Annotated in this window: 21 protein-coding genes; 12 read left to right on the forward strand and 9 right to left on the reverse strand. The window is 73.0% G+C overall.

Features of this window, described 5'->3' with window-relative positions; all coding sequences use genetic code 11:
* Nucleotides 1–63: 63 nt before the first annotated feature.
* Nucleotides 64–1557: a gluconokinase gene (locus KXC43_RS44270; protein WP_221382289.1), complete on the forward strand. Its 1494-nt coding sequence runs from the start codon at nt 64–66 to the stop codon at nt 1555–1557.
* A 13-nt stretch (nt 1558–1570) separates the two neighbouring features.
* Here KXC43_RS44270 and KXC43_RS44275 read toward each other — a convergent pair whose 3' ends face one another.
* Nucleotides 1571–2086 (reverse strand): ester cyclase, encoded by a 516-nt coding sequence (locus KXC43_RS44275; RefSeq protein ID WP_255645876.1) that lies wholly within the window; start codon nt 2084–2086, stop codon nt 1571–1573.
* Nucleotides 2087–2148: 62 nt separating this feature from the next.
* Between KXC43_RS44275 and KXC43_RS44280 the strand changes: the two genes are divergently transcribed.
* The gene (locus tag KXC43_RS44280; protein WP_221382290.1) at nt 2149–2787 is read left to right on the forward strand and encodes a TetR/AcrR family transcriptional regulator; all 639 of its coding nucleotides are present in this window, start codon (nt 2149–2151) and stop codon (nt 2785–2787) included.
* Nucleotides 2788–2794: 7 nt separating this feature from the next.
* Here KXC43_RS44280 and KXC43_RS44285 read toward each other — a convergent pair whose 3' ends face one another.
* Nucleotides 2795–3778, reverse strand: a complete 984-nt coding sequence (locus KXC43_RS44285) for a hypothetical protein (RefSeq protein ID WP_221382291.1) — start codon at nt 3776–3778, stop codon at nt 2795–2797.
* Between the two features lie 67 nt (nt 3779–3845).
* The gene (map, locus tag KXC43_RS44290) at nt 3846–4673 is read right to left on the reverse strand and encodes a type I methionyl aminopeptidase (protein WP_221382292.1); all 828 of its coding nucleotides are present in this window, start codon (nt 4671–4673) and stop codon (nt 3846–3848) included.
* 68 nt (nt 4674–4741) lie between these two features.
* Between map and KXC43_RS44295 the strand changes: the two genes are divergently transcribed.
* Both KXC43_RS44295 and KXC43_RS44300 read left to right on the forward strand, forming a co-directional pair.
* Nucleotides 4742–5008 carry a helix-turn-helix domain-containing protein gene (locus tag KXC43_RS44295; protein WP_221382293.1) on the forward strand — a complete coding sequence of 89 codons (267 nt, stop codon included), beginning with the start codon at nt 4742–4744 and terminating at the stop codon, nt 5006–5008.
* A 46-nt stretch (nt 5009–5054) separates the two neighbouring features.
* Nucleotides 5055–5690, forward strand: coding sequence for a hemerythrin domain-containing protein (locus tag KXC43_RS44300; protein ID WP_221382294.1), 636 nt, complete (start codon nt 5055–5057; stop codon nt 5688–5690).
* On the opposite strand, the gene KXC43_RS44305 is transcribed toward KXC43_RS44300, so the two are convergent.
* The 3 genes from KXC43_RS44305 to KXC43_RS53030 form a co-directional block, all read right to left on the reverse strand.
* A complete protein-coding gene (locus KXC43_RS44305; protein WP_221382295.1) occupies nt 5650–8772 on the reverse strand; it encodes an ATP-binding protein in 3123 nt (1040 codons plus the stop codon). The genes KXC43_RS44300 and KXC43_RS44305 overlap by 41 nt on opposite strands.
* Before the next feature lie 60 nt (nt 8773–8832).
* Nucleotides 8833–9261, reverse strand: a complete 429-nt coding sequence (locus tag KXC43_RS44310; protein ID WP_221382296.1) for a hypothetical protein — start codon at nt 9259–9261, stop codon at nt 8833–8835.
* A gap of 168 nt (nt 9262–9429) precedes the next feature.
* Nucleotides 9430–10932, reverse strand: a complete 1503-nt coding sequence (locus KXC43_RS53030; protein WP_221382297.1) for a GGDEF domain-containing protein — start codon at nt 10930–10932, stop codon at nt 9430–9432.
* A 94-nt stretch (nt 10933–11026) separates the two neighbouring features.
* Here KXC43_RS53030 and KXC43_RS44320 point away from each other — a divergent pair, with 94 nt between their 5' ends.
* Genes KXC43_RS44320 through KXC43_RS44330 form a run of 3 tightly spaced genes read left to right on the forward strand, consistent with a single transcriptional unit; the run spans nt 11027 to nt 13349 of the window.
* On the forward strand, nt 11027–12271 hold the full coding sequence (locus KXC43_RS44320) for a putative bifunctional diguanylate cyclase/phosphodiesterase (protein ID WP_221382298.1): 1245 nt from the start codon (nt 11027–11029) through the stop codon (nt 12269–12271).
* 42 nt (nt 12272–12313) lie between these two features.
* Nucleotides 12314–12742, forward strand: coding sequence for a nuclear transport factor 2 family protein (locus KXC43_RS44325; protein ID WP_221382299.1), 429 nt, complete (start codon nt 12314–12316; stop codon nt 12740–12742).
* Between the two features lie 4 nt (nt 12743–12746).
* Nucleotides 12747–13349, forward strand: coding sequence for a TetR/AcrR family transcriptional regulator (locus KXC43_RS44330; protein ID WP_221382300.1), 603 nt, complete (start codon nt 12747–12749; stop codon nt 13347–13349).
* Here the strand turns inward: KXC43_RS44330 and KXC43_RS44335 are convergent.
* Complete coding sequence (locus tag KXC43_RS44335; RefSeq protein ID WP_221382301.1) at nt 13324–16335, reverse strand: helix-turn-helix transcriptional regulator; 3012 nt, start codon at nt 16333–16335, stop codon at nt 13324–13326. The genes KXC43_RS44330 and KXC43_RS44335 overlap by 26 nt on opposite strands.
* A gap of 97 nt (nt 16336–16432) precedes the next feature.
* On the opposite strand from KXC43_RS44335, the gene KXC43_RS44340 reads away from it, so the two are divergent.
* Nucleotides 16433–17206, forward strand: a complete 774-nt coding sequence (locus KXC43_RS44340; RefSeq protein ID WP_221382302.1) for a class I SAM-dependent methyltransferase — start codon at nt 16433–16435, stop codon at nt 17204–17206.
* A 123-nt stretch (nt 17207–17329) separates the two neighbouring features.
* Here KXC43_RS44340 and trhA read toward each other — a convergent pair whose 3' ends face one another.
* Nucleotides 17330–18010, reverse strand: a complete 681-nt coding sequence (trhA, locus tag KXC43_RS51975) for a PAQR family membrane homeostasis protein TrhA (RefSeq protein ID WP_255645877.1) — start codon at nt 18008–18010, stop codon at nt 17330–17332.
* A gap of 279 nt (nt 18011–18289) precedes the next feature.
* Here trhA and KXC43_RS44350 point away from each other — a divergent pair, with 279 nt between their 5' ends.
* On the forward strand, nt 18290–19300 hold the full coding sequence (locus tag KXC43_RS44350; protein WP_255645878.1) for a molybdopterin-dependent oxidoreductase: 1011 nt from the start codon (nt 18290–18292) through the stop codon (nt 19298–19300).
* Between the two features lie 61 nt (nt 19301–19361).
* On the forward strand, nt 19362–19718 hold the full coding sequence (locus KXC43_RS44355) for a DUF5615 family PIN-like protein (protein WP_221382305.1): 357 nt from the start codon (nt 19362–19364) through the stop codon (nt 19716–19718).
* 46 nt (nt 19719–19764) lie between these two features.
* On the opposite strand, the gene KXC43_RS44360 is transcribed toward KXC43_RS44355, so the two are convergent.
* Entirely contained in the window at nt 19765–22707 is a 2943-nt protein-coding gene (locus KXC43_RS44360) for an MGH1-like glycoside hydrolase domain-containing protein (protein ID WP_221382306.1), read from the reverse strand.
* A 174-nt stretch (nt 22708–22881) separates the two neighbouring features.
* On the opposite strand from KXC43_RS44360, the gene KXC43_RS44365 reads away from it, so the two are divergent.
* Both KXC43_RS44365 and KXC43_RS44370 read left to right on the forward strand, forming a co-directional pair.
* A complete protein-coding gene (locus KXC43_RS44365; RefSeq protein WP_221382307.1) occupies nt 22882–23403 on the forward strand; it encodes a hypothetical protein in 522 nt (173 codons plus the stop codon).
* A 560-nt stretch (nt 23404–23963) separates the two neighbouring features.
* Nucleotides 23964–25202, forward strand: coding sequence for a ricin-type beta-trefoil lectin domain protein (locus tag KXC43_RS44370; RefSeq protein ID WP_221382308.1), 1239 nt, complete (start codon nt 23964–23966; stop codon nt 25200–25202).
* Nucleotides 25203–25272: the final 70 nt, after the last annotated feature.

Here is a 25272-nt window from a genome sequence, read left to right on the forward strand (position 1 = left end):
AGATCCGGCGCCCGGGTCGGTTAGGGTCGCCGGAGAGCCGTGCCGCCGACGACGAGGACTGCGATGACCCCGACCGATGACGACGTCGCGCTCGAGGCGGCGCTCGACCCGCTGGTCCTCGCCCTGGACATCGGATCGACCGCCACCCGCGGCGGCGTGCACGACGCTTCGGGCCGGCGGGTCCACGGCCTGCAGCACAAGGTGCCGCACGCCTTCACGGTCGCGCCCGACGGCACCTCGGTCATCGATCCCGACCAGGTGACCGCGGAGGTCGGGCAGGTCCTCGACGCGGTGACCGGGGATCCGCGGCTGGGGACCCGCATCGCCGGCGTCGCGATGGACACCTTCGCCGCCTCGCTGATCGCGGTCGACGCGGCCGGGCGCGCACTTACCGGATGCCTGACCTACGCCGATTCCCGCAGCGCCGGCGAGGTCGCGGCGTTGCGGGCGGAGCTCGACGAGCACGCGCTGCAGCAGCGCACCGGCACTCGCCTGCACACGAGCTACCACGCCCCGCGCCTGCGCTGGCTCGCGGCCACCCAGCCGCGGGTCGTGGCTGAGGCCGCGGCCTGGTGGTCCCTGGGCGAGTACGTCCTGAACCGGCTGATCGGGCGGCCGCTCGCCGGGACGTCCACTGTGGCCTGGACCGGTCTGCTCGACCGGCGCACCGGCGAGCTCGACGCCGAGCTGCTCGCGGCGGCCGGCGTCCGCCGCGAACAGTTCTCCGCGCCGGGGGAGACCCCGTCGGCGGCTTCGGCGGGCCGGCCCGCCCTGGCCCGGGCTGTGTGGTTCCCCGTCATCACCGACGGTTTCGCCAGCAACGTGGGGGCCGGGGCGACCGACGCCACGGTGCTCACCGCGGCCACCGCCACCAGCGGCGCGTTGCGGGTGTTGCTCGACGGCCCGGCCGACCCGCTGCCGTTCGGCCTGTGGAACTACCGGGTCGACGCGTCCCGCACGCTGCTCGGCGGAGCGATCAACGACGTCGGCCGCGCCGTCAGCTGGGCGCAGAACACGTTGCGTCTCAGCCCGGAGCCGGCCGCGCTCCTGGCCGCGCCGCCGAGTGACGCCACGCCGCTGGTGCTGCCGTATCTCACCGGCGAACGCGCGCCCGGCTGGGTCGGCAGCGCCCGGGCCGTGTTCGGCGGTGTGTCGGCGGCCGCGGACGGCGACTCCCTGTTCCGCGGGCTGGTCGAGGGCGTCGCCATGACGTACGCGCGTGTCGCCGACGAGCTGCGCCCCGCCGCCCCGCGGGTCGTGGAGGTCGCGGCGGCGGGCCGGGTCAGCAACGACCAGCCCGACTGGCTGCAGATCCTGGCCGACGTCCTCGGGCGGCCCGTCACCCACGTGACCCGGCGGCGCGCCACACAGCGGGGGACGGCGTTGCTCGCCCTCGACGTGCTGGCGCCGGATGCCGTGCGCGCGCCCCGGGCCACCGGAACGACATACGAGCCCCGGACCGAACGCCTCGGGTACTACGCGGAACGGCGCGCCCGGTTCGCCGAGCTGTACGACGCGCTGGTGCGGGACGGGCAGGGCGGAGCCGGCCGGACGTAGGCGGCGCCGGCCATCAGGCAGCGGCGCTGCGGCGGGCTGTCCGCCGAGCCAGGGCCATCCGCACCATGAAGGCCGGGCTGGGCGGCACCCAGCCGAGCTGGGTGGCCAGGCCGAGGTCGTCGCGGTTGGCCCAGTGCTCGATCACCTGGCCGTCCCTCATCCGGAACCAGTGGGTCTGGGTGATCGCGAACGTGCGGCCGGTCGGCGGGAAAGCCTGCGCCACCTCGCCCCGCTCGTCGTAGGACACGAACGGGCCGACCTGGCGCCCCGACATCGTGCAGTGCACGGCGATCAGATCGCCGTCGGCCACGGTGTCGTGGATGTCGAACGCGAGATCCGCGAACGCGGCCCGCAGCCAGTGGGCGGTGGCCACGAATGCGGCCGGCCCCTGCCCCCGGCACGCCGGCGGCTCGTCCTTGGCCTCACGGTTGACCGCCTGCGGGTGAACGATCGGGGTCAGCTCGGCGAGGTCGCCGGCGGCCATGATCGCCATGGAGCGGATGCAGGCGTCGGTGTCGATGGTGCGCATGGTGCCTCCACTGAGATATCGGATACAGTGAAGAAGTATTCGATACTAAGGATCGGTAATCAATGACGCGTCGCGCATACGACAACACCCGGCGGGCCGAGCAGGCTCGGCTCACCCGGCGTCACGTCCTCGAGGCCGCCCACGATCTGCTGGTCGAACGCGGGCCCGCGGCGGTCACCATGCGCGACGTGGCGACGCAGGCGGGCGTCTCGGCCGAGACGGTCTACAAGGCGTTCGGCACCAAGGCGGCGCTGATCAAGGACGTCTACGACGTCACGCTGGCCGGCGACGACGAGCCCGTCGCGATGATCGACCGCCCCGAGATCCAGGCCGTGTTCGCCGCCGCCGGCCCCCGGGACAAGCTCGCCCGGTACGCGTACGCCGCCCGCCGGATCGCCGAACGCACAGGCCCGCTGCTGGCCCGGCTGCTCGCCGGCGCCCGCGGCGGCGACCCCGATCTCGACCGGTTCCGCCGCACCACCAATGAGGAACGCATGGCCGGCGCCGGCGGCATCGTGCGGCACCTCGCCGCCACCGGGGGCCTGCGCGCCGGCGTCGACGCCGACCGGGCCACCGACATCGTGTGGACGCTGATCGCGCCCGAGGTCTACGAGCTGCTCGTGGGCGAGCGGGGCTGGACGCCCGACGAGTACGAGAAGTGGCTCGCGCAGGCGCTGGCCGACGCGATCGCCGCCCCCTGAGCGCGTGTCAGAACCCTGCGCGGGTTCTCCGGTTGTGCAGGCGTCGCGCGAGCCAGGCGGTGAGGATCGCGACCAGGATCATGTCGTAGCGGCCGAGCAGCGCGACCACCAGGTCGAGCAGCACGAAGAACGAGAGCAGGCCGACCACCACGCGGACGCCGTCGCTGCCGTACGGACCGGTCACCGCCAGACGCGGTACGAGGACGAGGCCGGCGGCCACGGGCAGCAGCGACAACGCCACACCGACCGGCCACACCAGCCCGGTCCCGGCGACCGTGTAGGTCAGAATCCAGTGCCCGGCCACACCGGCGAAGGCCAGCATGCCGAGCCCGCGCCGGGGCCGGGTCGCGCCTCCGGTGAGCAGTGTGGGAACCGGACGCCGCCGGCGGCTCACCAGCACGGCGGCCGCCACGATCGCGACGAGCAGAACACCGGCGGCCACGAGGACGGCGACCGGTGGGCGCTGGTCGAACTCGCCGTAGATCACCGGGGTCACGGCCAGCACCAGACCCGCGGCGACCAGACCGGTGCGGCCGGTCCACGGGCGGTTCCGGGCCTGGGGAGCGAGCCACTCGACGACGAGAACCGACGCGCAGATGCTGATCGCTGTGTGGAACACCGTGAGGTGGGCGGCGAGGAGCACGTTGGTGTGCCACACGACGCTGTAGGCGCCGATGCCGGAATCCTGCCAGAACTGGGGGAAGAACCAGTACCGGTCGACGAGCGCCTCCTCCCACACGGCGTAGGCGACGCCGAGCAGCACCAGGCCGCCGAACCTGAGGCCGAGCCGGTGAGCGACCTCGCGGCAGACGAGGGCGCCGCAGCCGTAGAGGGCCATCATGTAGGCCAGGTTCCACGGCAGCAGAAGCTCCAGCGGTGGACTGGAGCCGGAGAGGCCCTCGCCGAAGAACGGCGCGACGAGCAGGATGAGCAGCGCCGGGCTGGTGGCGACTCGGCGGAGCCGCCCGGGTGCCGCGGTTTCGGTCGCCATGGCGTCAATCTGCCAAGGCCGGCCCGGCGGCACATCCGTCCTCAGTCGATCGATGGCCGACCAAAGTTCAGGCGGCCGCGGCGGGCTTCCTCGTGGTGTCGGTGTCGGTATCGGCGGCGGGGGTGGGGGTGGGGCGGCGGGTCAGCACCTGCGGGCCGGTCGGCGTGATGGCCACCGTGTGCTCGGAGTGGGCGGTGCGGGAGCCGTCGGCCGAGCGGATCGTCCAGCCGTCCTCGTCGTACTTGATTTTGTCGGTGCTCTGGCACAGCCAGGGCTCGATGGCGACCGTGAGTCCGGGGTCGAGGCGCATGCCGCGGCGGGCCCGGCCGTCGTTGGAGATGTGCGGGGCCTCGTGCATGGTGCGGCCGATGCCGTGGCCGCCGAACTCGTGGTTCACGCGATAGCCGTACGAGTGGGCGACCTGCCCGATCGCGGCCGAGATGTCGCCGAGGCGGCCGCCGGGCTGAGCGGCGGTGATCGCGGCCTCCAGCGCGACCTCGGTCGCCTCGATCAGCTTGAGGTCGGCCGGGTCGGGCGTGCCGACGACGAACGAAAGCGCGGAGTCGGCCACCCAGCCGTCGATGCCCAGCGCCATGTCGATGCTGAGCAGGTCGCCGTCGCGCAGCACGTAGTCGTGGGGCAGGCCGTGCAGCACGGCGTCGTTGACCGACAGGCACAGCACGTTGCGGAACGGGCCGCGGCCGAACGACGGGGCGTAGTCCCAGTAGCAGGACTCGGCGCCGCGCTCCTTGATACGCCGGCGGGCATGGTGCTCGATGTCCATCAGGTTGACCCCGACGGCGGCGACGCCGCTCAACTCGGCGAGCAGCTCGCCGACGAACTGGCCGGCCACCGCCATCCGGCCGATCTCGTCGGCCGACTTGAGCTCGATCACGACAGTCTCCTCCTCGACGTCCTCTCGGTATTTTTATACCACGCGCCGGCGGGCGGTATCCTGCGGGCATGGTTCGCCGACCTCTGACCCCCGAACAGATCGCCGCCGGCCAGCGCCTCGGGGCCGCCCTGCGGGCCGCGCGAGCCGGCCGCGGCCTGGTCGAGGTGGCTCTGGTCGCCGGCATCTCACCCGAGACGCTGCGCAAGATCGAGGCGGGCCGGCTGCCCGCGCCGGCCTTCGGCACCGTCGTCGGCCTCAGTCAGGCCCTGGGCATCCCGCTCAGCGAGCTGGCCGACGTCTGGCTGGCCGACGAGCCCGTGCGCCAGGCGTCTTAAGTCGCTCTTAGGCCGGCTGAAGGCGGTCCCCGGCGCCGTACGCGGCATGAACAACGAACCCACCGGCCTGCTTCTGGCCCACCGCGCCATGCTCCGCGACCTCGACCGCCTGGCCGAGCTGACCGACCGGCTGACCGCGGCGCGGACCGGGCGCAAGCGGGCCACCGCGACCGCCGGCTACCTCACCGACTTCTGCGACAGCATCCACCACCATCACAGCGCCGAGGACGAGGTGTTGTGGCCGGTGCTCGAGCGCTCGGCGGGCGCGCACGTCGACCTCACCGAGCTGACCGACGACCACGCCGTGCTCGATCCCAAGCTGGCCCGGATCCGCGCGGGCGCGGCCGCACTCGCGGCGACCCACGTCGTCCCGGCCGAGCTGGCCGCCGATCTGGCCGACCTGCGGGACACCCTGCGCGAGCACATCGCCGACGAGGAACGCACGATTGTGCCGCTCATCAGGCAGTACGTCTCCGACGACGAGTGGAACCGGGTCGAGACGGCGATTCGCAAGCGGGGCGCCAAGATGAGCTTCGAGGTGCCGCGCATCCTGGCCGTCAGCACGGACGACGAGCTGGCCGAGACCCGGCGCGAGGGCGGCATCCCGGTCGCTCTGATGATCAGATTGCTGCCGCTGCCGTTCAAGCGCCGCGAGAGCCTGGTGTTCGGAGACTCTCGGTGAGAGCGGCGGCCGATTTCGCGTACGCCGGATCGCCGGTCAGGGCGTGCAGGGCGCCGTCGACCGGGCCGGCGTAGAGCGAACCCGAGTCGAGCCCGGCGACCCGCCCGGCGAACGGCAGCAGCTCGGCGATGAGCGAAGCGCCGGTCTCGACGTCGCCGAGCCGGGCCGCCGCGTGCGCGCGCAGTGTGGTGAACCCCAGCCAGTAGTAGTTCCGGTCGATCGGCCGGCGCTCCGCCCACACTCGCCGGGCCCCCGGTTCGTCGCCCGAGTCCAGCAGCGCGAGCACGAGCGGGTCCGTCACCCGTCCCGGGTACGCGGCCTCGACCGCGATGAGCTCGTCGCGCAGCGGCGCGAAGTCGCCGCGGGCCAGCGCGGCCCCCAGGCGCCCCACGGTGGCCATGGCGGCGCCGTTGAACGCGCCGTGCTCGGCCAGCCGCCGGCTCACCTCCTCGTACCGTTCGAGGGCCTCGTCGACCCGACCTGCCAGCAGTTCGAGCAGCGCCGTGAAGATGCCGACCACCGCCAGCAGGCTGCCCAGCTGTCCCGTGGTCGACCGGGCGACGGCCAGGTCCATCTCGGCCCGGGCCCGGTCCAGCTCGGTGTGCGCGGCCGAGTCGAGGAAGAGCAGCCAGTGCGCGACCGCCTCGTGGTCGATCTGGCCGGACTCCACGGCCCGCGCCAGGTATTCCTCGGCGACCGGGCGGCGCTCACGGCGCAGGTCGGGGCCGAGCGCGGCGTACGCCCGCACGTTGAGCGCCGCGCACAGCAGGCGCGCGTCGTCCACGCCGCGCGCGAGCGCCAGGGCCTCGGCGCTGATCCGCTGGGCCTCGGCCTCGTCGTAGCCCTCCAGCTCGCGGAAGAGGGCGAGCAGCAGTCGTACGCGAAGATCGTCGGAGAGCTCACCGGCGAGCCGGGCCCGGATGGCCTCCACCGCGACGAAGGACGGCTCGCGCCCGTCGCGGGTCGTCCAGATGAGCGGCGCGTCCCAGGCGACCAGCAGCGCGACGTCGTCGTGGGCGGCCAGCGCGTCAAGACAGATCGCCCGCGCGCGCACGATGTCCCCGGCCCGCGCGTGCGCTGTCACGGCCGGGGCCAGCAGCTCGACCGCCGGCCGGGTTGCCCGGGTGCCCGCCAGCTGCCGCAACCGCAGCGCCTGCCGCCACTCGCCGGCCGCCTCCCGCCATGACCCGGCCCGCTCGGCGGCGCGGGCGGCCGTCACGGCGTACGGAATGGCCTGTTGCGCCGTCGCCGGACCGGCCGCCGCGGCCGCGTGCCGGGCCAGCGTCGCCGCTTCCGCCTGCCCGTCGAGCACGGCCAGGGCCCGGCTGTGCAACCGCGCCCGGCGCAGCAGCGGAGTGTCCTCGTAAAGCGTGTCGCGCACCAGCGCGTGGGTGAAGCGCACCTGACCGGGCGCGGGCTCGTCGAGCAGCCCGGCCATGACCGCCGCCTCCAGCGTGTCGAGCAGGTCGTCCGGGTCGCGGCCGGCCACCGCGGCCAGCACGTCCAGGTCGGCCTCGCGCCCGAGCACGGCGACCTGCCGCAGCGTGGTCGCGACGGCGTCGGGCAGGCGGGCGATGCGGCGGCGCAGCACTTCGCGGACGCCGGTGGGGATTCCCGACCCGGCCGCGCCGGCGCCCTCGGCCGCGATGAGCCGGGCCAGCTCCCGCACGAACAGCGGATTGCCGTTGGTGCGTTCGGCCACCATGGCCAGCAGTTCCGGGCCCGCCTGGGCCAGGCCGTGCCGCCGGGCCAGCTCGGTCACCGCGGCCGGGGCCAGGCCGCGCAGCACGAGGTGGGCCGAGGTCGCGCCGAGCAGTGCCGCGACCGTCGCGTCGAGCTCGTCGCTGCGGTCGGTGGTGCGATAGGTGACCAGCACCAGCAGCGGGCGCCGGGCCTGCTGAGCGACCACCTGCCGCAGCAGTTGCAGGGTCAGGTCGTCGGCCTGGTGCACGTCGTCGAGCAGCACCGCCGTCCGGCCGGTGTCGAGCGCGGCGGCGATCGAGCGGCCCAGCTCGAACGGGTTGGCGTCGGCAGCGGCCGGCGTCGAGATGTCCAGGGCCTCGAACCAGGCCCAGCCGGGCGGGGCACCGGACACCTCGGGGCAGCGCCCGCGGCGCCCGTGCCAGCCCGCCTCGGCCAGCGTGGCCAGGGCCGCCTCGGCCAGGGTGGTCTTGCCGGCGCCGGCCTCGCCGCCGATCAGCACGACCCGGGCGCCGTGCTGATCGGCCTCCTCGGCGGCGGCGGCCAGCGTGGCCAGCTCGGCGTCTCGGCCCCAGGCGACCGGCGCGGCCGTGAAGGAAGCCGGCGGCGCGGCCGCCACCGGGGGCGGGTCGAGCGCCGGGGCCTGGGTCAGGATGGCCGCCTCGAGCGCGCGCAGCACCGGACCGGGGTCGACGCCGAGCTCGTCGGCCAGGTGGTCGCGGGTGCGCCGCAGCACGGCGAGGGCGTCGCCCTGCCGGCCGCACCGGTAAAGAGCGAGCGCCAGCAGGCGGACGGCGGCCTCGCGGCCGGGGTTGTCGTGCAGGTGACGCTCGAGCTCGGCCACGACGACGGCCGGGCGGCCGAGCGCGAGCTGGGCCTCGGCCCGGGATTCGACGGCCAGCAGGCGCAACTCGGCCAGGCGGGCCACCTCGGGCACGGCCCACGGCTGGGCCGCCATCTCGGCGTACGCGTCGCCCTGCCAGCAGTCCAGCGCCTCGGTCAGCAGCCGCAGCCGCTCGGCCGGCGGGGCGGTGGCGGCCCGGCGCACCAGGGCGTCGAAGCGCCACGCGTCCACCGCCTCCGCGGGCAGCCGCAGGGCGTAGCCGGGCGGGACGCTGACCAGCACGGTGGCCGGAGTGCGCGGGGCCCGGCCCGGTTCGAGCGCGCGGCGAAGGTGGCTGATGTGCACCTGGAGGGTGGCGAGCGCCTTGGCCGGCACGTCGGCATCGCCCCACAGGTCGTCGACGAGCCGGTCGGCTGAGACGACCTCACCGGCCGCGACGGCGAGACGTGCGAGCACGGCCCGCTGCCGCGGCCCACCGAGGTCGGCCGCCGCGCCCCGGACGGTGGCGCGCAGCGGGCCCAGAACGGAGAGGAACACTGCCCGTAAGTTACTCCGAAGATCGCCGCCGGCGGCCCCTCCGAAAGGCTGATATCCAGCTCAGGGGGTCCGGCTGACGCGCTCGTAGGTGTCGGTCGAGACGTTCCGGTTGCCGTAGCTGACGAGGGTGGCGTCGGCGCACAGACAGGGCAGATCGGCGCCGACCGAGTCGATGCTCTTGTTCATGATCGTCCGGCCGTTGCGGCCGGTGGCCCAGGCGATGCCGCCGGCCAGGGGCAGCACGCCGACCACACCGGCGGCGATCCAAGCCGTACGGGACCGGGCCTTCAACGGCAGCAGCACGGTGTGCGCGGTGGCTGTCGGGCCGACGGGGCTCTGCTCGACGGTGGGCGCGGCGACCGTGTCCGCGGGGGCGACGACGGTATCGGACGTGGGCCTGCGGCGGGGCTTCTGCGGGGGCCGGGCGACCACCGCGGCCAGCAGCGGGCGTGCCTGCTCGGCGTCGAGCAGGATGTTGGCCGGCTTCACGTCCCGGTGCAGGATGCCCTCGCGCTGGTTCGCCGCCGGTGGTGGGCAACCAGATCTCCTTGACCGCCACGTTGCGGCCCAGCAGCTCGTCGTGCGCCTGCCGGACCGCGCCCATCCCGCCGCGGCCGAGCGCCCGGCTCAGCCGGTACCGCCCCGCGACCCCTTCGGTCACATCGAGAAACTTAGTGGTTTCTCCGTCTTGCGTTGTGCCTTGGCCCGGTACATGGCCGCGTCGGCCTCGCGCAGCAGATGGGTGGCGTCGGCCGGCGAGCCGGTGGCCAGGCCGACGCTGGCGCCGACGGTGACCTCGGCGGTGCCGGGCAGCATGATCGGCTTCTCCAGCGCCGCGGCCAGGCCCTCGGTCGGGACCGCGGCCGAGCTCTCGGCCGGGCCGAGCAGCAGGACTGCGAACTCGTCCCCGCCCAGGCGTGCGGCCAGGCCGCCCTCGGGCGTCCATGCGGCCAGGCGTTCGGCCACGGCGACGAGCACCTGGTCGCCCGCGTGGTGGCCGTACGAGTCGTTGACCGGCTTGAACCCGTCGAGGTCGACGAGCAGCACGCTGACCTGGTCGCCGGCCGGCTGCTCGGCCAGGCGCTGCTCCAGCAGGCTGCGGTTGGCGAGCCCGGTGAGCGCGTCGTGGTTGGCCCGGTGGTGCAGCTCGTCGTGCAGGTCGCGGACCTCGGCCATCCGGTGGTCGAGCTCGGCCAGCAGCCGCTCGTTGTCGGTGAACGCCGCGACCTGGCGCGACAGGACCAGCACGGTGATCGTCACCGCACCCACGGCGACGCCCCAGATCCGCAGGTCACCGCTGTGGCCGACCAGCGCGGCGAGCAGCAGCAGCTGCACGGCGACGATGGCCACGTAGGGCAGCCGGCTCGAGCGGCGCCGGTCGGCTGGGGCGGTGCGGGTGTGGGCGCGGCGCATGTGCAGGGTCTGCAGGCGCATGCCGACCGGCATGAGCAGGCACGGCAACAACTGGGAGACGTAGATGACGCCCGGGTCGGCGTCGCCGGCCACGAGCGTCACGGTCGAGGCGGCGACCGCGGTGCCGGCCACGCCGATGCTGGCGACGATGCCGGGCACGCGGGCGAACGGGGCGGTGCCGCCGAGCATCAGCTTGAGCAGGCCGACGGTGATCAGCAGCATGACCGTGGAGGTGGCGGCGGCGCCGGCCAGCTCGGTCCGGTTGCCGTGGGTGACCACGCCGGCGAGCAGGAAGTACCACAGGAAGACGGCCACGCCGGCCAGCACGGTCGCCGCGTCCAGCCACAACCGCAGCCGTTGGCGCCCGGTGCCGCCCAGCGGGTGGAACACCATCGTGACGACGACGATCAGCATGCCCAGCACGACCAGGCCGGTCTGGACGACGCTCGGCTGGTGACCGGCGGCCGGGTCGAAGAGGGTGAGAACGGCCTGGAAGCCGTCGCCCAGCGTGCAGCACACGCCGGTGGCGAGGACGGCCAGCCAGAAGCGCCGGGCGTGCCGGTGGCCGGTGTTCTGCCGGGCCAGCCGCCACGAGCAGACGGCGATGGTCACGTCGAGGCCGGTCTGCACCGTCCACGAGACGGTCGCCCCGCCCGGACCGGCGAGGAACCACCCGATCAGGGCCAGGCTGAAGACGGCCAGCCCGGCCAGCACGGGGTCCGGGGTCAGCCTGCGCCTGGGTTCCACGAGTTGGTGATCGGCAGCGAGCCGCGCGAGGTAAGCCTCTTCGACCGGCGGCACCGACCCTAAGCGAAGGTCGCCGGGTGCCGATCGGAGTCTTGTGACCGGCACCGATCTGGCGAACCGGGCGGCGTTCCTGCGCCGTCTCGACGAGGCCACCGAAGGGTTCCAACGGGGTGACGCGCCCGGTGTGCTGGTCGTGGACCTCGACGACTTCGCCGGCGTCAACGACGTGCTCGGCTACGAGGCCGGGGACAGCATCCTCGAGGGTGTGGCCCGCGTGCTGCGCGACACCGTCGCTGACGCCGGAGTGGTCGGGCGGCTCGGCGGCGACCAGTACGCGGTGCTGGTGCCCCGGATCGCGGTGCCCGGGCTCGAGGAGCTGGCCGAGCGGATCCGGGTCGCGCTGGCGAGCCCGATCGACGCGGGCGGCCGCCCGGTCTCGGCCCGGGCCAGCGCCGGCGTCGCTCACGCCGCGCCCGGCGACCGCGGGACCGACCTGCTCAGCAAGGCCGAGATGGCGTTGCGCACGGCCAAGTCGCGCGGCCACGGGCGGCCCGTGCACTACGAGTCGGGTCTGAGGGCCCACTTCCTCGACCAGGCGGCGGTGCTCGAGGGCTTGCACGACGCGGTCGCGGGCGGGCAGCTGGAGCTGGTGTACCAGCCGATCGTCCGGCTCGGTGCGGGCACGCTGACCGGCTTGGAAGCGCTCGCCCGCTGGCAGCACCCGGTCCGGGGGCCGATCATGCCGGGCGACTTCATCCCGATCGCCGAACGCAGCGGGCTCATCGTGCCGCTCGGCCGCTGGATGCTGACCGAGGCGTGCCGTCAGCAGGAGGCGGACTGGCCCGGGACGTACGTGAACGTCTCGGCTCATCAACTGCGCGAACCGGGTTTCGCCGACGAGGTGGCGCGCACCGTCACCGCGCCCGGCCGGCTGATCGTCGAGGTGACCGAGGACGCCCTGCTCGAGGAGCCGGTGGTGCGCACGTTGCGGGCGGTGCGCGAGTCCGGCGTACGGGTGTCGCTGGACGACTTCGGCGCCGGGCCGGCCTCCCTGCGGGCGCTGGCGTCGGCGCCCATCGACGTCATCAAGCTGCACGGCTCCATCACCGAGCAGATCATCACCTCGCCCCGGCAGGCGGCCGTGGCCCGCGCCATCGCCACGCTCGCGGCCGACCTCGGCATCACTGCGGTGGCCAAGGCCGTGGAGGGCGCCCCGCAGGCGGCCATGCTCCACGACCTCGGCTACCGGCAGGGGATGGGCTTCCACTACGCGGTGCCGCAGCCCGCCCGCGCGATCCCGCTGTTCCTCGCGAACGAGGCTCTGCTGACACCCTCCTGACCCGCCTGGTTTTTTACGACAACCTGTCGTAACCTTTGCGCCATGGATGATCACGCCGCACTGATCGAGTTGCTGGGCCGCTACGCCGACGTCGCCGATCTCAAGCAGTTCACCGACCTGCCCGGGCGGGTTCTCACCGACCCGGTGACGCTCGACTTCTCCTCGGTCGTCGAGGTCCCGCCGATGACCCTGCCCCTGCCGCAGTACGTCGAGATCCTTCGCGGCTCCTTCGCTCCCTTCACCGCGACCCACCATGCCATCACCGGGCACGTCGTCGAGATCGACGGCGACCGCGCGACGGTCCACGCGCATGTCCGCGCCGAGCACTGGACGCCCTCCGGCGACCGCTGGCTGGTGGTCGGCTTCTACGACAACGAGGCGGTCCGCACGCCCCGGGGCTGGCGGCTCAGCCGCGTCAAGCTCACGGTCGCCCACCAGGAGAACCAGCATCTGGCGCCTCAGGCAGGATGACCGTATGCCGCGGATCAGGGGAGCCAGCATCGAGGAACACCACGAGATGGTGTGGGCCGCCCTGGCCGAGGCGATGCGCGAGCTGATGCTCGAGCGTGACTACGAGTCGATCACCATGGGCCACATCGCGGCCCGGGCCGGGCTCGCGCGCAACACGCTCTACAACTACGCCGTCGACAAGAGCGCGCTGGTCCTCGCGCTGACCGGCCGGGCCAGCCGGCCGATGGTCGAGAGCGTCACCGCGATCGCCGCCCGCTCGGCGGAGCCGGCCGCCGAGCGCATGCGGCAGATCGTCGCGGCGGTGCTGGCCGCGTCGACCGATCAGGCTCTGCAGCCGATGTTCCGGCCCGGCTCGGCCGCGCTGGTGGCCGAGGTGCCCAAGGGGCCCGGCAACCCGTTCACCGTGGTGGTGGCCGAGGTGGAGGGCGTCGTCCGCGACGGCGTCGCGCGCGGGGAGTTCCGCGATGTCGGCGACGTGCCGCTCACGGTGGAGCTGCTCTCCGGGGCCATGCGGGCGGGCGCCGAACGGATCGGCCGTGACCCGGCGTCGTACGAGGCCACGGTCCGCGCGGCGCAGGACGTCATTCTGGCGTCCCTCGCCCCGTAGGTTGCAGGGCTGCGTCGAGGCCCTGGCGGGAGGCGATGCCGAGCTTGGCGTACGTGTGGGCCAGGTGGGTCTCGACGGTGCGCCGGCTCAGCACGAGGCGGCCGGCGATCTCGCGGTTGGTCAGGCCGGACGCGGCCAGGCCCGCTATCTGCTGCTCGGCGGTGGTCAGCGACTCGGGGCCGTGCGTCGCCGAGCGGCGGGGGCGGGCGCCGGTCGCGTGCAGTTCGGCGGTCGCCGTCGCGGCCGCGCGGTGCGCTCCGGTCGGAGCGGTCAGGCTCAACGCCGTACGCAGGGGAACGCGGGCCGCTTCACGGTGGCCGGCCCGGCACAGGGCGCGGCCGAAGGCGATCAGCGCGTACGCGTGAGCGAGCCGGTCGGCCGTGCCCTCGCCGGTCTTCACGGCCTCCTCCAGAAGGGACAGCCGCTGGTCGCGGGGAGCCACCAGGGCCGCCACCCGCAGCGCCGTGCTCAACGGGCCGGGCGCCCCCACCGCCGACGCCAGCGCGAGCTGCTCGGCGGCGAGGTCGCCGGCGGGAGCGCCGGTGGCCAGCAGCGGCGCCACCAGATCGGCCCGCCACGTCGCGAGCGCCGGATGGCGTACGCCCAGATCGCGCCACATCTCGCCGGCCGCGCGCAGGTCGGCGATCGCCTCGGCCGGACGGTCCTGGGCCAGGCGCAGGTGGGCCCGGCTCTGCATGAACATCGGGCTGCTGATCGCGTGCGGCGGCGGCTCGCCCGGGAACTCGGTGCGCAGCACCGTTTCCGCGTCGTCGATCCGGTCTGCCTCGATCAGCGCGTCGAGCAGCGGGCACAGCGCGAAGAGCAGGCCGCCGGGCGGGGTGTCGCAGCTCAGCTTGAAGTCGACGGCGGCCCGCGCGTCGGCCACGGCCGCCGGGACGAGTCCGGCGGGCAGCCCGGCCAGCGAGCGCAGGAACCGGCCGTGGGCGACGGTGCTGAGCCAGCCGCGCGGGCCGGCGTCGCGGGCTACGGCCTCGCCCATCGCCCGGGCGGTGTCCAGGTCGCCGTTGGCGATCAGCGTGAGCCCGGCGACGGTGGGCAGAACGGAGTCCGTTTCGTCGGCCAGACCGCCGTCGTCGAGCAGGGGCCGCAGAATGGCCAGGCTGTGCGAGGCGGGGCGGGCCTCGAACGTGGCGTTGACGGCCTCGATCACCCGCCACAGCTGCGGCTGCTCCGTGCGCGGGCAGGCGCGCCGGCGGGCGGCGAACTCGCGGATCAGCGGCATGGTGCGGCTGTCCAGGCCGGCTGCTCCGGCGATCTCAGCCTCGATGCGGGCCTGGGTGGCCTGGTGATCTTTGATCCGAGCTTGGCTTGCCGGGTCGGCTTCGAATCGAGCCTGGGCGGCCGGGTCGGCTTTGATCCGAGCTCGGCTGGTCGAACCAACCGTGATTCGGGCTTGGGTGGCCGGGTCCGCATCGATCGTGGCCCGGGTGGCCGGGTCCGCATCGGCGGCGCCGAGACGGAGCACGGCGATGGCGGCCGAGCCGTGGGCGGCGATGGCCAGGGCCCGGCCGCATCGCAGAGCGGCCTCGGCGCGGTCCGCGGGATCGGCGATCCCGGCTACGGCCTCGTGGGCGAGAGCGGTGGCGCCCGCGCGGCGTACGGCGGCGAGAGCCAGCGCCAGGTCGAGGCGGGTCGCGCCGCTGTCCAGCGGGGTCTCGTCGAGGGCTCGGCTCAAATAGGCCGCGGCGATCTCAGGGGCGCCGCGGGCGGTGGCTCGCGCGGCGGCGGCACGCAAAGCGCCGGCCCGGTCGGATCGGCCGGCCGGTTCGGCCCGGAGCAGGTGTACCGCCGTCCGTTCGACGTCGTCGCCCCGGGCCGCGAGCAGGTCGGCCGCCCGGGCGTGCCAGCCGGCACGCGTCGCGCCGCCCAGGTTCCGCAGTAACGCGCCGGCGATCATCGGGTTGGCGGGCGCCCATTCGCCCGGCGCGACCAGCCCGGCCGCGCGTAGCGTGTCGGCGCAGCTGACCGCCCGCTCCCAGGTCAGGCCGCTCAGGTCGGCGGCGTCCCGCAGCCGCGCCGCCGGGCCGAGCACGGCCAGACCGGAGGCCAGCTCGGCACAGCCCTCCGGCATCCGCTGCAACCGCAACGCCAGCCACCGCGCCACCTCGGCCGAACCCGGGTCGGCGTGCGGGCGGCCGGCTTCCGGGGTATTCGGCGACGTATCGCCGCCGTGCGGGCGGCTGGCGTGCGGGGTGTTCCGGTCGGTTGCGCCGGTGGGCGGGCGGCTGGCGTCCGGGGCGTTTCCGTCGGTTACGCCGGCGTGCGGGGCGTCGGTGTGGGTGAGCAGGAACGGGTTGCCGCCGCCGGCCCGGTGGCAGGCCGCGGCGAACTCGGGGGTCGCGCCGGGGAACCGGCCGCGGATCAGCGCCGCCGAGGCGGCCGCGTCGAGCGGGCCCAGCGTCAGGACGTCGCCGGCGAGCAGGTCACCGAGAACCCGTTCCCCGGTGCGCATGGTGAGCACCAGCGCCAGCGGCAGTTCGTCGATGCGCCGGGCCACCCCGGCCAGCCAGCGCTGCGACGGCAGGTCGGCCCAGTGCGCGTCGTCGACGAACAAGACGGCCGGATGGCGGGCCGTCACCGCGGTGGTCAGGCAGAACAGGCCGTGCGTGGCGGCGTACATGGCATCGGGGTTGCTCGCGGGCGGCGGGTCGCCGGTGGTCAGCACGCGGGCGGCCAACCCGGCCGGGCCGCGGCAGAGCCGGCGCCACCCGGGCGCGGTCTGCACCGGGGCGAACATCTGGCGGGCGACGCCGAACGGGAACTGCTGATCGAGCGGGTTGCCGCGGGCTCGCAGCACGGTCAGGCCCCGTCCGGCGGCAGCGGTCAGGGCCGCGTCGGCCAGGGCGGTCTTCCCGATGCCGGCGTCGCCCTCGATCATCACCAGCCGGCCTGCCCGGCCCGCGGCCACGGTGATGCGCCCGGCCAGGTCGGCCAGTTCCCGGTCGCGTCCGCACAGTTCGGTCATGGTTCCGGCGTCCAAATCTCGGTAGCGCCTCCACGATGCTCCCGCCGGGCCCGGAGGGCCAGCCTGAGGGCACATGCCCGACACCTGAGGGGGAGTCATGAGCGACTACGTCATGGGACGCACGACCGAGGAGCACGAGCGGCTGCGGCGCCAGGCCGAGGTCTGGGCGTCGGCCACCGCCCGTCTACTCGACCGGGCCGGGTTGTCGCCGGGCGATCGGTGCCTGGACGTGGGCTGCGGCACCGGCGCGGTGATGGACCTGATGGTGGCGCGCGGGGGAGTGGTCACCGGGATCGACGTCGACGTGTCGCTCGGGGCCGCCGTCGACGGCACGTTCGTACGGGCCGATGTGGAACGCGACGACGACGCCGTGCCCGCCGGGGGTTTCGACCTGGTCTTCGGACGGCTGATCCTGTTGCACGTGGCCGATCCGGTGGCCGTGCTGCGCCGGATGTGGCGGTGGGTGGCGCCGGGCGGCGTGCTGGTGGTGCAGGACTACGACATGCGAACGGTCGACTCGTATCCGCCGCTGAGCGTGGTCGACGAGTGGCGGCGGGTGTTCCTGGGCGCGTACGCGGCGGCGGGCCGCGACATCCGGCTGGGCACCCGGCTGCCGGCGTTGTTCGCCCAGGCCGGGATCGGCGCACCGGACACGACCGACGTGACCGGCCGCCTCGGCACGACGGCCGATTCGGCCGGGATGCTGGCCGCGACCTACCGCAGCATCGCCCCCCTCGCCCTGGCCCAGTCGTTGATCACCGAGACCCAGCGCGACGAATGGTTGTCCGAGATCGACACGGCCGCGCGGGTCTACGGCGACCACACCGCGATGTGGCCGCTTCTGATCGGCGCCGTCCGACGCAAAGGCTAGGTTCCTAGGATGCCCTACGGCCAGTGCCGCTCGGGACGGCGAGAAGCCGACGGCAGATCACGCCAGCGGCCCGCCCGAGCATGCTCTCGCGGGGGACAAGCCGTGCGCAGCGCTGACCTGCCGTCAGGCGTCAACGGTGCGCAGGGCGATGGAGATGCCGATGCAATGGGCGGTGAAGGCGGCAACGGTCAGGGCGTGGAAGACCTCGTGGAACCCGAACCAGCGCGGGCTGGGGTCAGGCCGTTGCAAGCCGTAGACCACAGCGCCGAGCGTGTAGAGCACGCCGCCGAGAAGGAGGAACGTGACGACCGCTGCGCCGCCCGCCTGCCAGAACCCGGGCAGGTAGATGACGGCGACCCAGCCCAGAGCGATGTAGACCGGAACGTACAGCCAGCGCGGCGCGCCCACCCACAGGACCCGGAAGGCGACGCCGCCCAGGGCGGCGCACCACACGATCCACAGCAGGGTCCGGGCCTGCCCGGACGGCAGCGCGAGCACGCAGAACGGCGTGTAGGTGCCGGCGATGATCAGGAAGATGTTGGCGTGATCGAACCGCATCAGCACGCCGTGAGTGCGCCGCGTCCACTGACCGCGGTGATACACCGCGCTGATGCCGAACAGCAGCGCCGCCGACACCGTGAACAGCGTCAGGGCCAGCCGGGAACCGGCATCCGGGGACAGCACAGTCAACAGCGCCCCGACTGCCACGGCGACGGGGAAGGCGACGGCATGCAGCCACCCCCGGAGCCGGGGTTTGACCACGGCGCTGAGGTGGTCCAGGCCGTGCTCGACCCGGTCTCCCAACCGATCCAGGCCCGCCTCAGGACGGTGGCGCTCCTCTGCCGGCACGTCAGCAGAGCTCACGTTGTTGCGGGGGTTGCTACGGCCACGACGGCGCAGACGGACGTTGAGTACGGTGCCATGGCCCACCCTTGTAAGCGCAGCGACGCACGCCGGGGTCTGAGGCGGCAGCCGAAAACCGGCCGCAGCAAAGACAATACGCGTAGAGCGTTGCCCGCGCACTGAGCGAAAGGACCGTCTCACCCCGGCTACCGGAGCGGGTCGGCGAGTTACCGTTCGGCCATGAAGGTGAGCTTCCGGGCGCGACAAGGTGGGCGGCGGATCGACCTCGCCCTCGGGCTGCTGATCGCGGCCGGCGTGCTCACCGGCACGGCGGCCAACACCGTCGGCGTGAACTGGCCGCTCGACCTCATCCAGCTGCATGCCGGGGCGGCGCTGGCGATCCTGCTGCTGGCCCCGTGGAAGTACGTGGTCATCCGGCGCGGCCTGGGCAACAAGCGGCGCGGCCGCGGCAAGAAGGCGTTGTCGCTGGCCCTGCTCGTGTTCGTGCTGGTGACGATCGGCAGCGGGCTGCTCCACTCGACTGGCACGGTCGAGGACGTCGGCCCGCTGACCCTCATACAGATCCACGTGGGCGCGGCCATCGGCGCGCTGCTCGCGGTGGCCCTGCATTTCGCCGGCCACTACGTCCGGCCGCGACGAACCGACGTCGACCGGCGGGCCCTGCTGCGGCTGGGCGTGCTCGGCGCCGGTGCGGCCGCCGCCACCGCCGCCTGGGACACGTGGGCCGCCACCGAGCGTCGCTTCAGCGGTTCCGTCCCGCAGATGAGGTTGCTGGTCACGTCCTGGTTCGACGACGGCATTCAACGCATCGACCAGACGGATTGGCAGGTACGCGTCGGCGCCGCCACCTTCGACCTGGCCGCCCTGCTCGCCCTGCCCCACGAGCGGTTCACCGCGGTCCTCGACTGCACGAGCGGCTGGTACAGCAGCCAGCAGTGGGACGGCGTACGGCTGAGCGCTTTGCTAGAAGCGGCCGGCGTGCCCGCCGACGGCTGGCGCAGCCTCGAGGTCCGCTCGACCACCGGCTACGCCCGCTGGTTCGGCCCCGGCAGTCTTGACGACGTCTGGCTGGTGACCGCGATCGACGGCCGCCCCCTGACCTACGGCCACGGCTACCCGGCCCGCCTGGCCGCCCCCGGCCGCCGCGGCTTCTGGTGGGTCAAGTGGGTGACCTCGATCCAGCCCTCCGCCCGCCCACCGTGGGCCCAGTCCGTCTTCCCCCTGAGCTGACCGTCGACCGCGAGAAGATCCCGAAATCGACTCGGCTGCGCTGCTCCGCCAGCTTGCCGAGGTGACCGGATCGGCCTCGGCCCAGGTGGGGGTTGCCTTGCGCTACTACGCCGCACACCTGCGGCAATCCGGCCACGATGCGGTCGCCGTCCTGGAGATCGAGGTGGGACTCGCCGCCAAGACGGACGAGGACGTTCTGGCTCGGGCGAGCCGGAACCGCCGGTGTGTGGTCACCGAGAACATCAGCGACTTCGCGCGGTTGGCGCAGCAAGGCTTCGGACATCACGGCATCGTCTTCATCTCGGGCCGGCGCTTTCCTCGTACCGGCGCCGGACTCCAGCGAATTGCCAAAGCCCTCGACGAGATGCTGACGGCGGACGGCCTGCCCGGCCCGGACGGTGTCGCCTGGTTGCGGTGATTCGGCTCAGCTGAGCGAGGCGCAGCGGCGGTGGGGGTGGCGGTGATTAGCGGGAGCGGGCGGTCACCCGGGTGAGGGCCATCGTTCCGGCGTCGAGGCGCAGGCCGAAGGCGGGGGAACCCGGCACGGCGGCCAGGGGTGCGGTGTGGATGAGGGTCCAGGCGCCGGCGTGCTCGTGCCAGGTGGTCAGGGTGCCGGAGCGGGCCAGGACGGCGAAGCGGTCGCCCGGCTGCCAGCGCACGGGGGCGCAGCAGCCGCCGTCGGGCTGGGATGTGCCGTCCACCCGTACGTCGGCGCCCGAGGTGCCGTGGAAGTTGTTGTACCAGGCCAGCGCGTTGGTGTGGTCGCCCGCCGAGAAGCCCAGGAACAGGCTGTCCTCTCCGGTGGAGCCGGCGAACTTCGTGGGTTCGACGATCACGGCCGAGCCGGTGGTGACGGGGGCGGCCAGGACGGCGAACGCGCGGGAGCCGGCGGCGGCCGTCAGCGTGCCGCCGGCGACGGTCAGTTGTGGTGACGGCTCGGCTGCCGGGTGGTCGACGCGGTACCGGTCGAGCCGGTCGGTGGAGAAGTCGTCGTCCCACACGGTCACCGGATAGTCGGCCGGGTCGAACTGGTAGCGGGTGGGCAGCAGCGCGCCGCTCACGCCGGCGCCGGCCTCGGCCAGCAGCCGGATCGGCAGGCCGGCCAGGGGATCGGCCGACGCCGGGATCGTGACGTCCCACGTGGTCGTCAGGGTGGCGCCGGTTTTGAGCACGGGAGCCTGGGCGGCCGTGCGGGCGCGAGCGGTCCAGCCGCGCGGCACCTGCAGCGACGCCCGCACGCCGGTGGTGCGCTTGGCCGCGGTGACCCGGCTCCGCACGCTCACGGTGCGGCCGGCGTCGATTGCCAGCGAGCTCACCGCGAACGACGCTTTCAGCCGCGGGTCGGGTTGCCGCCAGACCTGCAGCGCCGTGATGCCGAACGAGCCCGGCGCCACGACCCGCAACCGGTCGGTGGTCAGCGGCGGGTCGACCACGATCCGGTTGATGGCACGGCCCGCCGGCACCGCCGGGGTGCGCTGCTGGCCCGGCACGTCCAGCCAGGCGCCGTCGGAGGTCTGGTGTTGCAGCGCGTACGACGGGGGAGTGCGCACCCCTCCGCCGTCGTCGTAGAAGTCCACGCGTACGTCGGAAATCGTTGTCGCCGCGCCCAGATCGACCGCCAGCCAGTCGCTGCTGTTGGGTGTTCCGTACGAGGTCCAGCGGGTCGTCGGCACGTCGAGGTGGAAGTCCTGCCCGTCGATCGCGTTGGCGGCGGCGTCCCCGGACCAGGTGTACGAGGCACTGGCGGCGGGATACCCCGTTTCCCGTACGTTCGCCGCGTCGTCGACGAGCTCGGGCTGACCGGCCCGCGCCGGTGCGGCCGGCACCGCCACCCGCACGTCCCCCAGCGTCGTACGGGAAAGCTTCTGCACACCGTCGATCCAGACGCGCATCCCCGCGCCGCGACCGTAGACGCTGCCGTCCCTGTCCCACACCACTGTGAGGTTGTGGCCGTGATAGGGCACGTTCTCGACCGCGAAATGCGTCCAGTCCGGCGGAGCCAGCGGCGCGATCCGCACGGTGTCGTCGGCCTGCGGCCGGATGCCGAGCAACCCGGAGAGCACCAGATCGGTGAACGTCGAGTGGTTGTAGTCCTCGCTGTGGCCGCGGCCGTCGTAGATCCAGCGGTCCTCGTCCGGATGGTGCGCCTCGGCCACGTACGGCTGGCCGTTCTTGCGCTGGGTCAGCGCGTACCCCCGAAGCAGCGAAACGTAATCCGCGGCGTCCACGTAGGACTGTGCCGGGTAGTCGAGCAGCTGGTTGGCCAGCGCGGTCAGCGTCTGGCTGGTGGCGAACGGCCAGCTCGGCCCGTCCCACCGGCAGCAGCCGTCGAGCGCCTGGTGCATGAACCACCGGCTGCGGCGCTCGGTGGTCGTCGGCCCGTAGGTGGCCGCGAACCCCTGCGGATCGGTGAGCTGGGCCCAGGCCGGCGCGGACGAGGCCGGCGGCATGTTGAAGTACCACGGCACGTAGCCCATGAGTTCCCGGTCGGCGATGCGGGTGCTCTGGCCCTTCATGACGTGCTTGTAGAAGGAGCCGTCCCACAGCGCCCGCTCGGTCGCCGTCCTCAGCCGCGCCGCCTCGCTGTCGTAGCGCCGCGCGGCCGCCGGGTCGCCGGCCTTGCGCTTCAGCAGGGCCAGGGCTCGGGCATCGCCGTACTGGTAGGCATTGAGCGTGGGCCGGTAACCGTCGCCGCCGTGGTAGGGGTCGTCGCTCTGGTACGAGCCGGCGGTGAACTCCATCGCGTCCCACACCGGCGTCTGCCAGTAGACGCCGCGGGCCGCGTCGAAGTTGGTGCGCTTCCAGCCCTCGTACTGCCGCTCGAGCGCCGGCATCCGCTCGGTGAGGAACCGCCAGTCACCGGTGACCTCGGCCCGGGCCACCGCCGCGTCGACCGCCCAGAACGAGTACTGGTGGGCCCAGTCGGTGGTGTTCTTGTTCAGCTCCTCGGTGGCCGGTTTGGCCGCCGAGCCCGACCCGGTGAGCCAGTAGTCGAGATAGTCGTCGAGGTAGCGCCGGTCGCGCAGCCAGCGTCCCTCGTAGATGTGATGCCCGGCGGCCGCGTTGATGCCGCCGAACGGCGCCGAGTAGCCGACCGGCCCGAGGAACTCCGAGACGATCCACCCGTCCTGCGGCCCGGTGTATTTGAGGGCTTCCTTGAAGGTGCGCCACCGGTAGTAGTACGTCTTCTCGATCTCGTCGTCGGGCAGGTCGACGAACGGGATGTTGGCCTCGTACCAGGCCGGTTCGGGGGTGGTCCCCAGCAGCGCCCGGTGATCGAGGAACTGCGTGGTCGCGCCGCCGGGCGGATAGAGCGGGGGAGCCGCGGCCGCCTCGCCCGCCACCAGGAGGCTCCCGATCAGGCTCAGCGCCGCGACAGCCCCGATCCGCTTCCGACCAATCACCATCGCACGCCCCTCTGAACCGAACGAGCATGAACGATCAAAGTCAAACATCGGCTGTCATCAGCGTCAAGACTCGAGCGGCCTTGCGGAGATCGGTGGCCGCCGATATCGTCCAGCGCGCCGGCTCTGTCTCCACTCGGTGGCGGGGCGGTCACACAATTTCAACGGGGGATTCATATGAAGGGTGCCAAGGCACTCTCGGCTCTTGCTGTGTTCACACTGGCCAGTGGCGTGGGGCTGGCTGCCTCCGGCGTCACCGCCGCCCAGGCCGACGACGCGCCGCCGTCGCTGGTCGAGGACTACGCCTATCCGGGCGCGGCGGGCATCCTGGCCCAGCACGAGCTGAAGCTGTTCAAGGGCGACGGCCACATCCTGTTCGACTCGAAGCGGACGCTGGCCGAGGGGCAGTGCCCGGTGGGCCTGACCCAGGTCGAGAAGTCCACCAACGGTCTGCCGCCGTTCGGGCTGTACTACTGCTTCAAGACGATCGGGTCCAAGGGTTACCTCACGCTGGAGGTGCCGGGCACGTTCGGCGTCCGCGGCGGCACCGAAGACCTCGTGGTCAAGGCGAAGGTGACGGGCGACCCCGACGCCGCGACGAAGGAGTACGCCGTCGAGCCGAACGAGCCGGTGGCGATCGAGCCGGGCGACGGCAACGAGCTGCCCAAGGCCGTCCTCGTCGAGATCCGCATGAGCTGACAGCTCGACGTTCGGCCACCTGATCGAGACAAGCGCTGACGCCTGCCCTCCGGGGCAGGCGTGCGGCGGACGAGCGGCTCGCCGCGCAGGCGTTGGCGAGCACGGACGGGCCGTCGCTGACCGGCCGTCCTCGACGGCGACCGGCTGGCCGGCTTCTTCGACTGGGACACCGCCGGGCCGTCCACGCGCGAGTTCGACCTGGCGCTGACCGCCCTGTGGTGGGTGCCGTTGTGCGCGCCGGCCGTGGCCGAGGGGCTGGGCTTCAACAACCCCGAGGACCGCTCCCGCCGCCTGCGCCAAGCCGTACGAGTTGAGCGCGGCCACCGTGGTCGAGACCGCCCTGCCCGACGGCTGGCCCTCGGGCCGCCTGCACCTGACCGTGCTGGCCGCCGTCGCCGGCCTGGCCGCGCTGGCCGTGGCCTGAAGTGCGCCGACGCACAGTTCGAGGGAGTCTTAGGGGCCGATTTTCCGGGTAGGACCGGCTTTGGCTTGACTCATGGCGGTCAATTTTTAAGACTGTTGCGTATTACCCCCACTCCTCTCCCCGGAGGATCATCCCCATGCGCAAGTCCCGATTCTTGATCGCGGCCACCGCCCTCGTGGTGGCCCTGGGCGCCGGCCTCGCCGTCGGCTCCCGCAACGACACGGCCGAGGCGGCCGTCGTCTGGAACGAAGACTTCAACGGCCCGGCCGGCAGTGGCGTCGACACGTCGAAGTGGAACTTCGACACCGGCGGCAGCGGCTGGGGCAACCAGGAGCTGCAGTACTACACCAGCGGCACCAGCAACGTCGCCATGAACGGTCAGGGCCAGCTGGTCATCACGGCCCGCAAGGGCAGCGGCGGCAACAGCTGCTGGAACGGCACCTGCCAGTTCACCTCGGGCCGCATCCAGACCGCCGGCAAGTTCACCCAGCAGTACGGGCACATCGAGGCGCGCATCCAGGTCCCCAACGGCTCGGGTCTGTGGCCCGCGTTCTGGATGCTCGGCGGCAGCAACTGGCCGACCGACGGCGAGATCGACATCATGGAGGTCGTCGGCCGCGAGCCCAACCAGCTGTTCGGCACGCTGCACGGTCCCGGCTACTCCGGCGGCAACTCGTTCGGCGCCATCACGACCTCCAGCACGCCGTGGCACCAGGCCTTCCACACGTACGCCGTGGACTGGTCGCCCAACCTGGTCGTCTGGACCGTCGACGGCCGGGAGTACTTCCGCGCCACCCCGGAATCGCTGCGTGCCGCCAAGGGCAACGTCAACTGGGTCTTCAACCACGGGTTCTTCATCATCCTCAACCTGGCCATCGGCGGGAACTTCGGCCAGGGCAACCCGGCCGGACTGCCCGCCGAGAGCAAGATGCTGATCGACTACGTGCACGTCAACACGTCGACCACGACGCCGACGCCGCCGCCGGGCGGTAACGGCACGGCGCTCAAGTCGAGCCTGAGCGGCCGCTGCATCGACATTCCGGGCGCCAACCCGGTGGACGGGGCCCGGCTGCAGACCTACGACTGCAACGGCACCGCCGCGCAGCAGTGGGTGGCCAACGGCGACGGCACGATGCGTTCCATGGGCAAGTGCATGGACCCGGCCGGCGGCGCGCTCACCAACGGCACCCCGATCCAGCTGGTCCAGTGCAACACCAACCCGGTGCAGCGGTTTACTCTGTCACAGCAGGGCGACCTGGTGAACGTCTCCGCCAACAAGTGCGTGGACATCAAGGACCGCAACACGGCCAACGGCGCCCAGCTGCAGCTGTGGGACTGTTCCGGTCAGCCCAACCAGAAGTGGTCGCGCGCCTGATCGAAGCGATCGCGCCATCATGTTGACGTATTGACGTGTTGAATCAACACGTCAATACGTCAACACGTAT

The organism is Paractinoplanes polyasparticus, from assembly GCF_019710575.1.
Taxonomy (GTDB): Bacteria; Actinomycetota; Actinomycetes; order Mycobacteriales; family Micromonosporaceae; genus Actinoplanes; species Actinoplanes polyasparticus.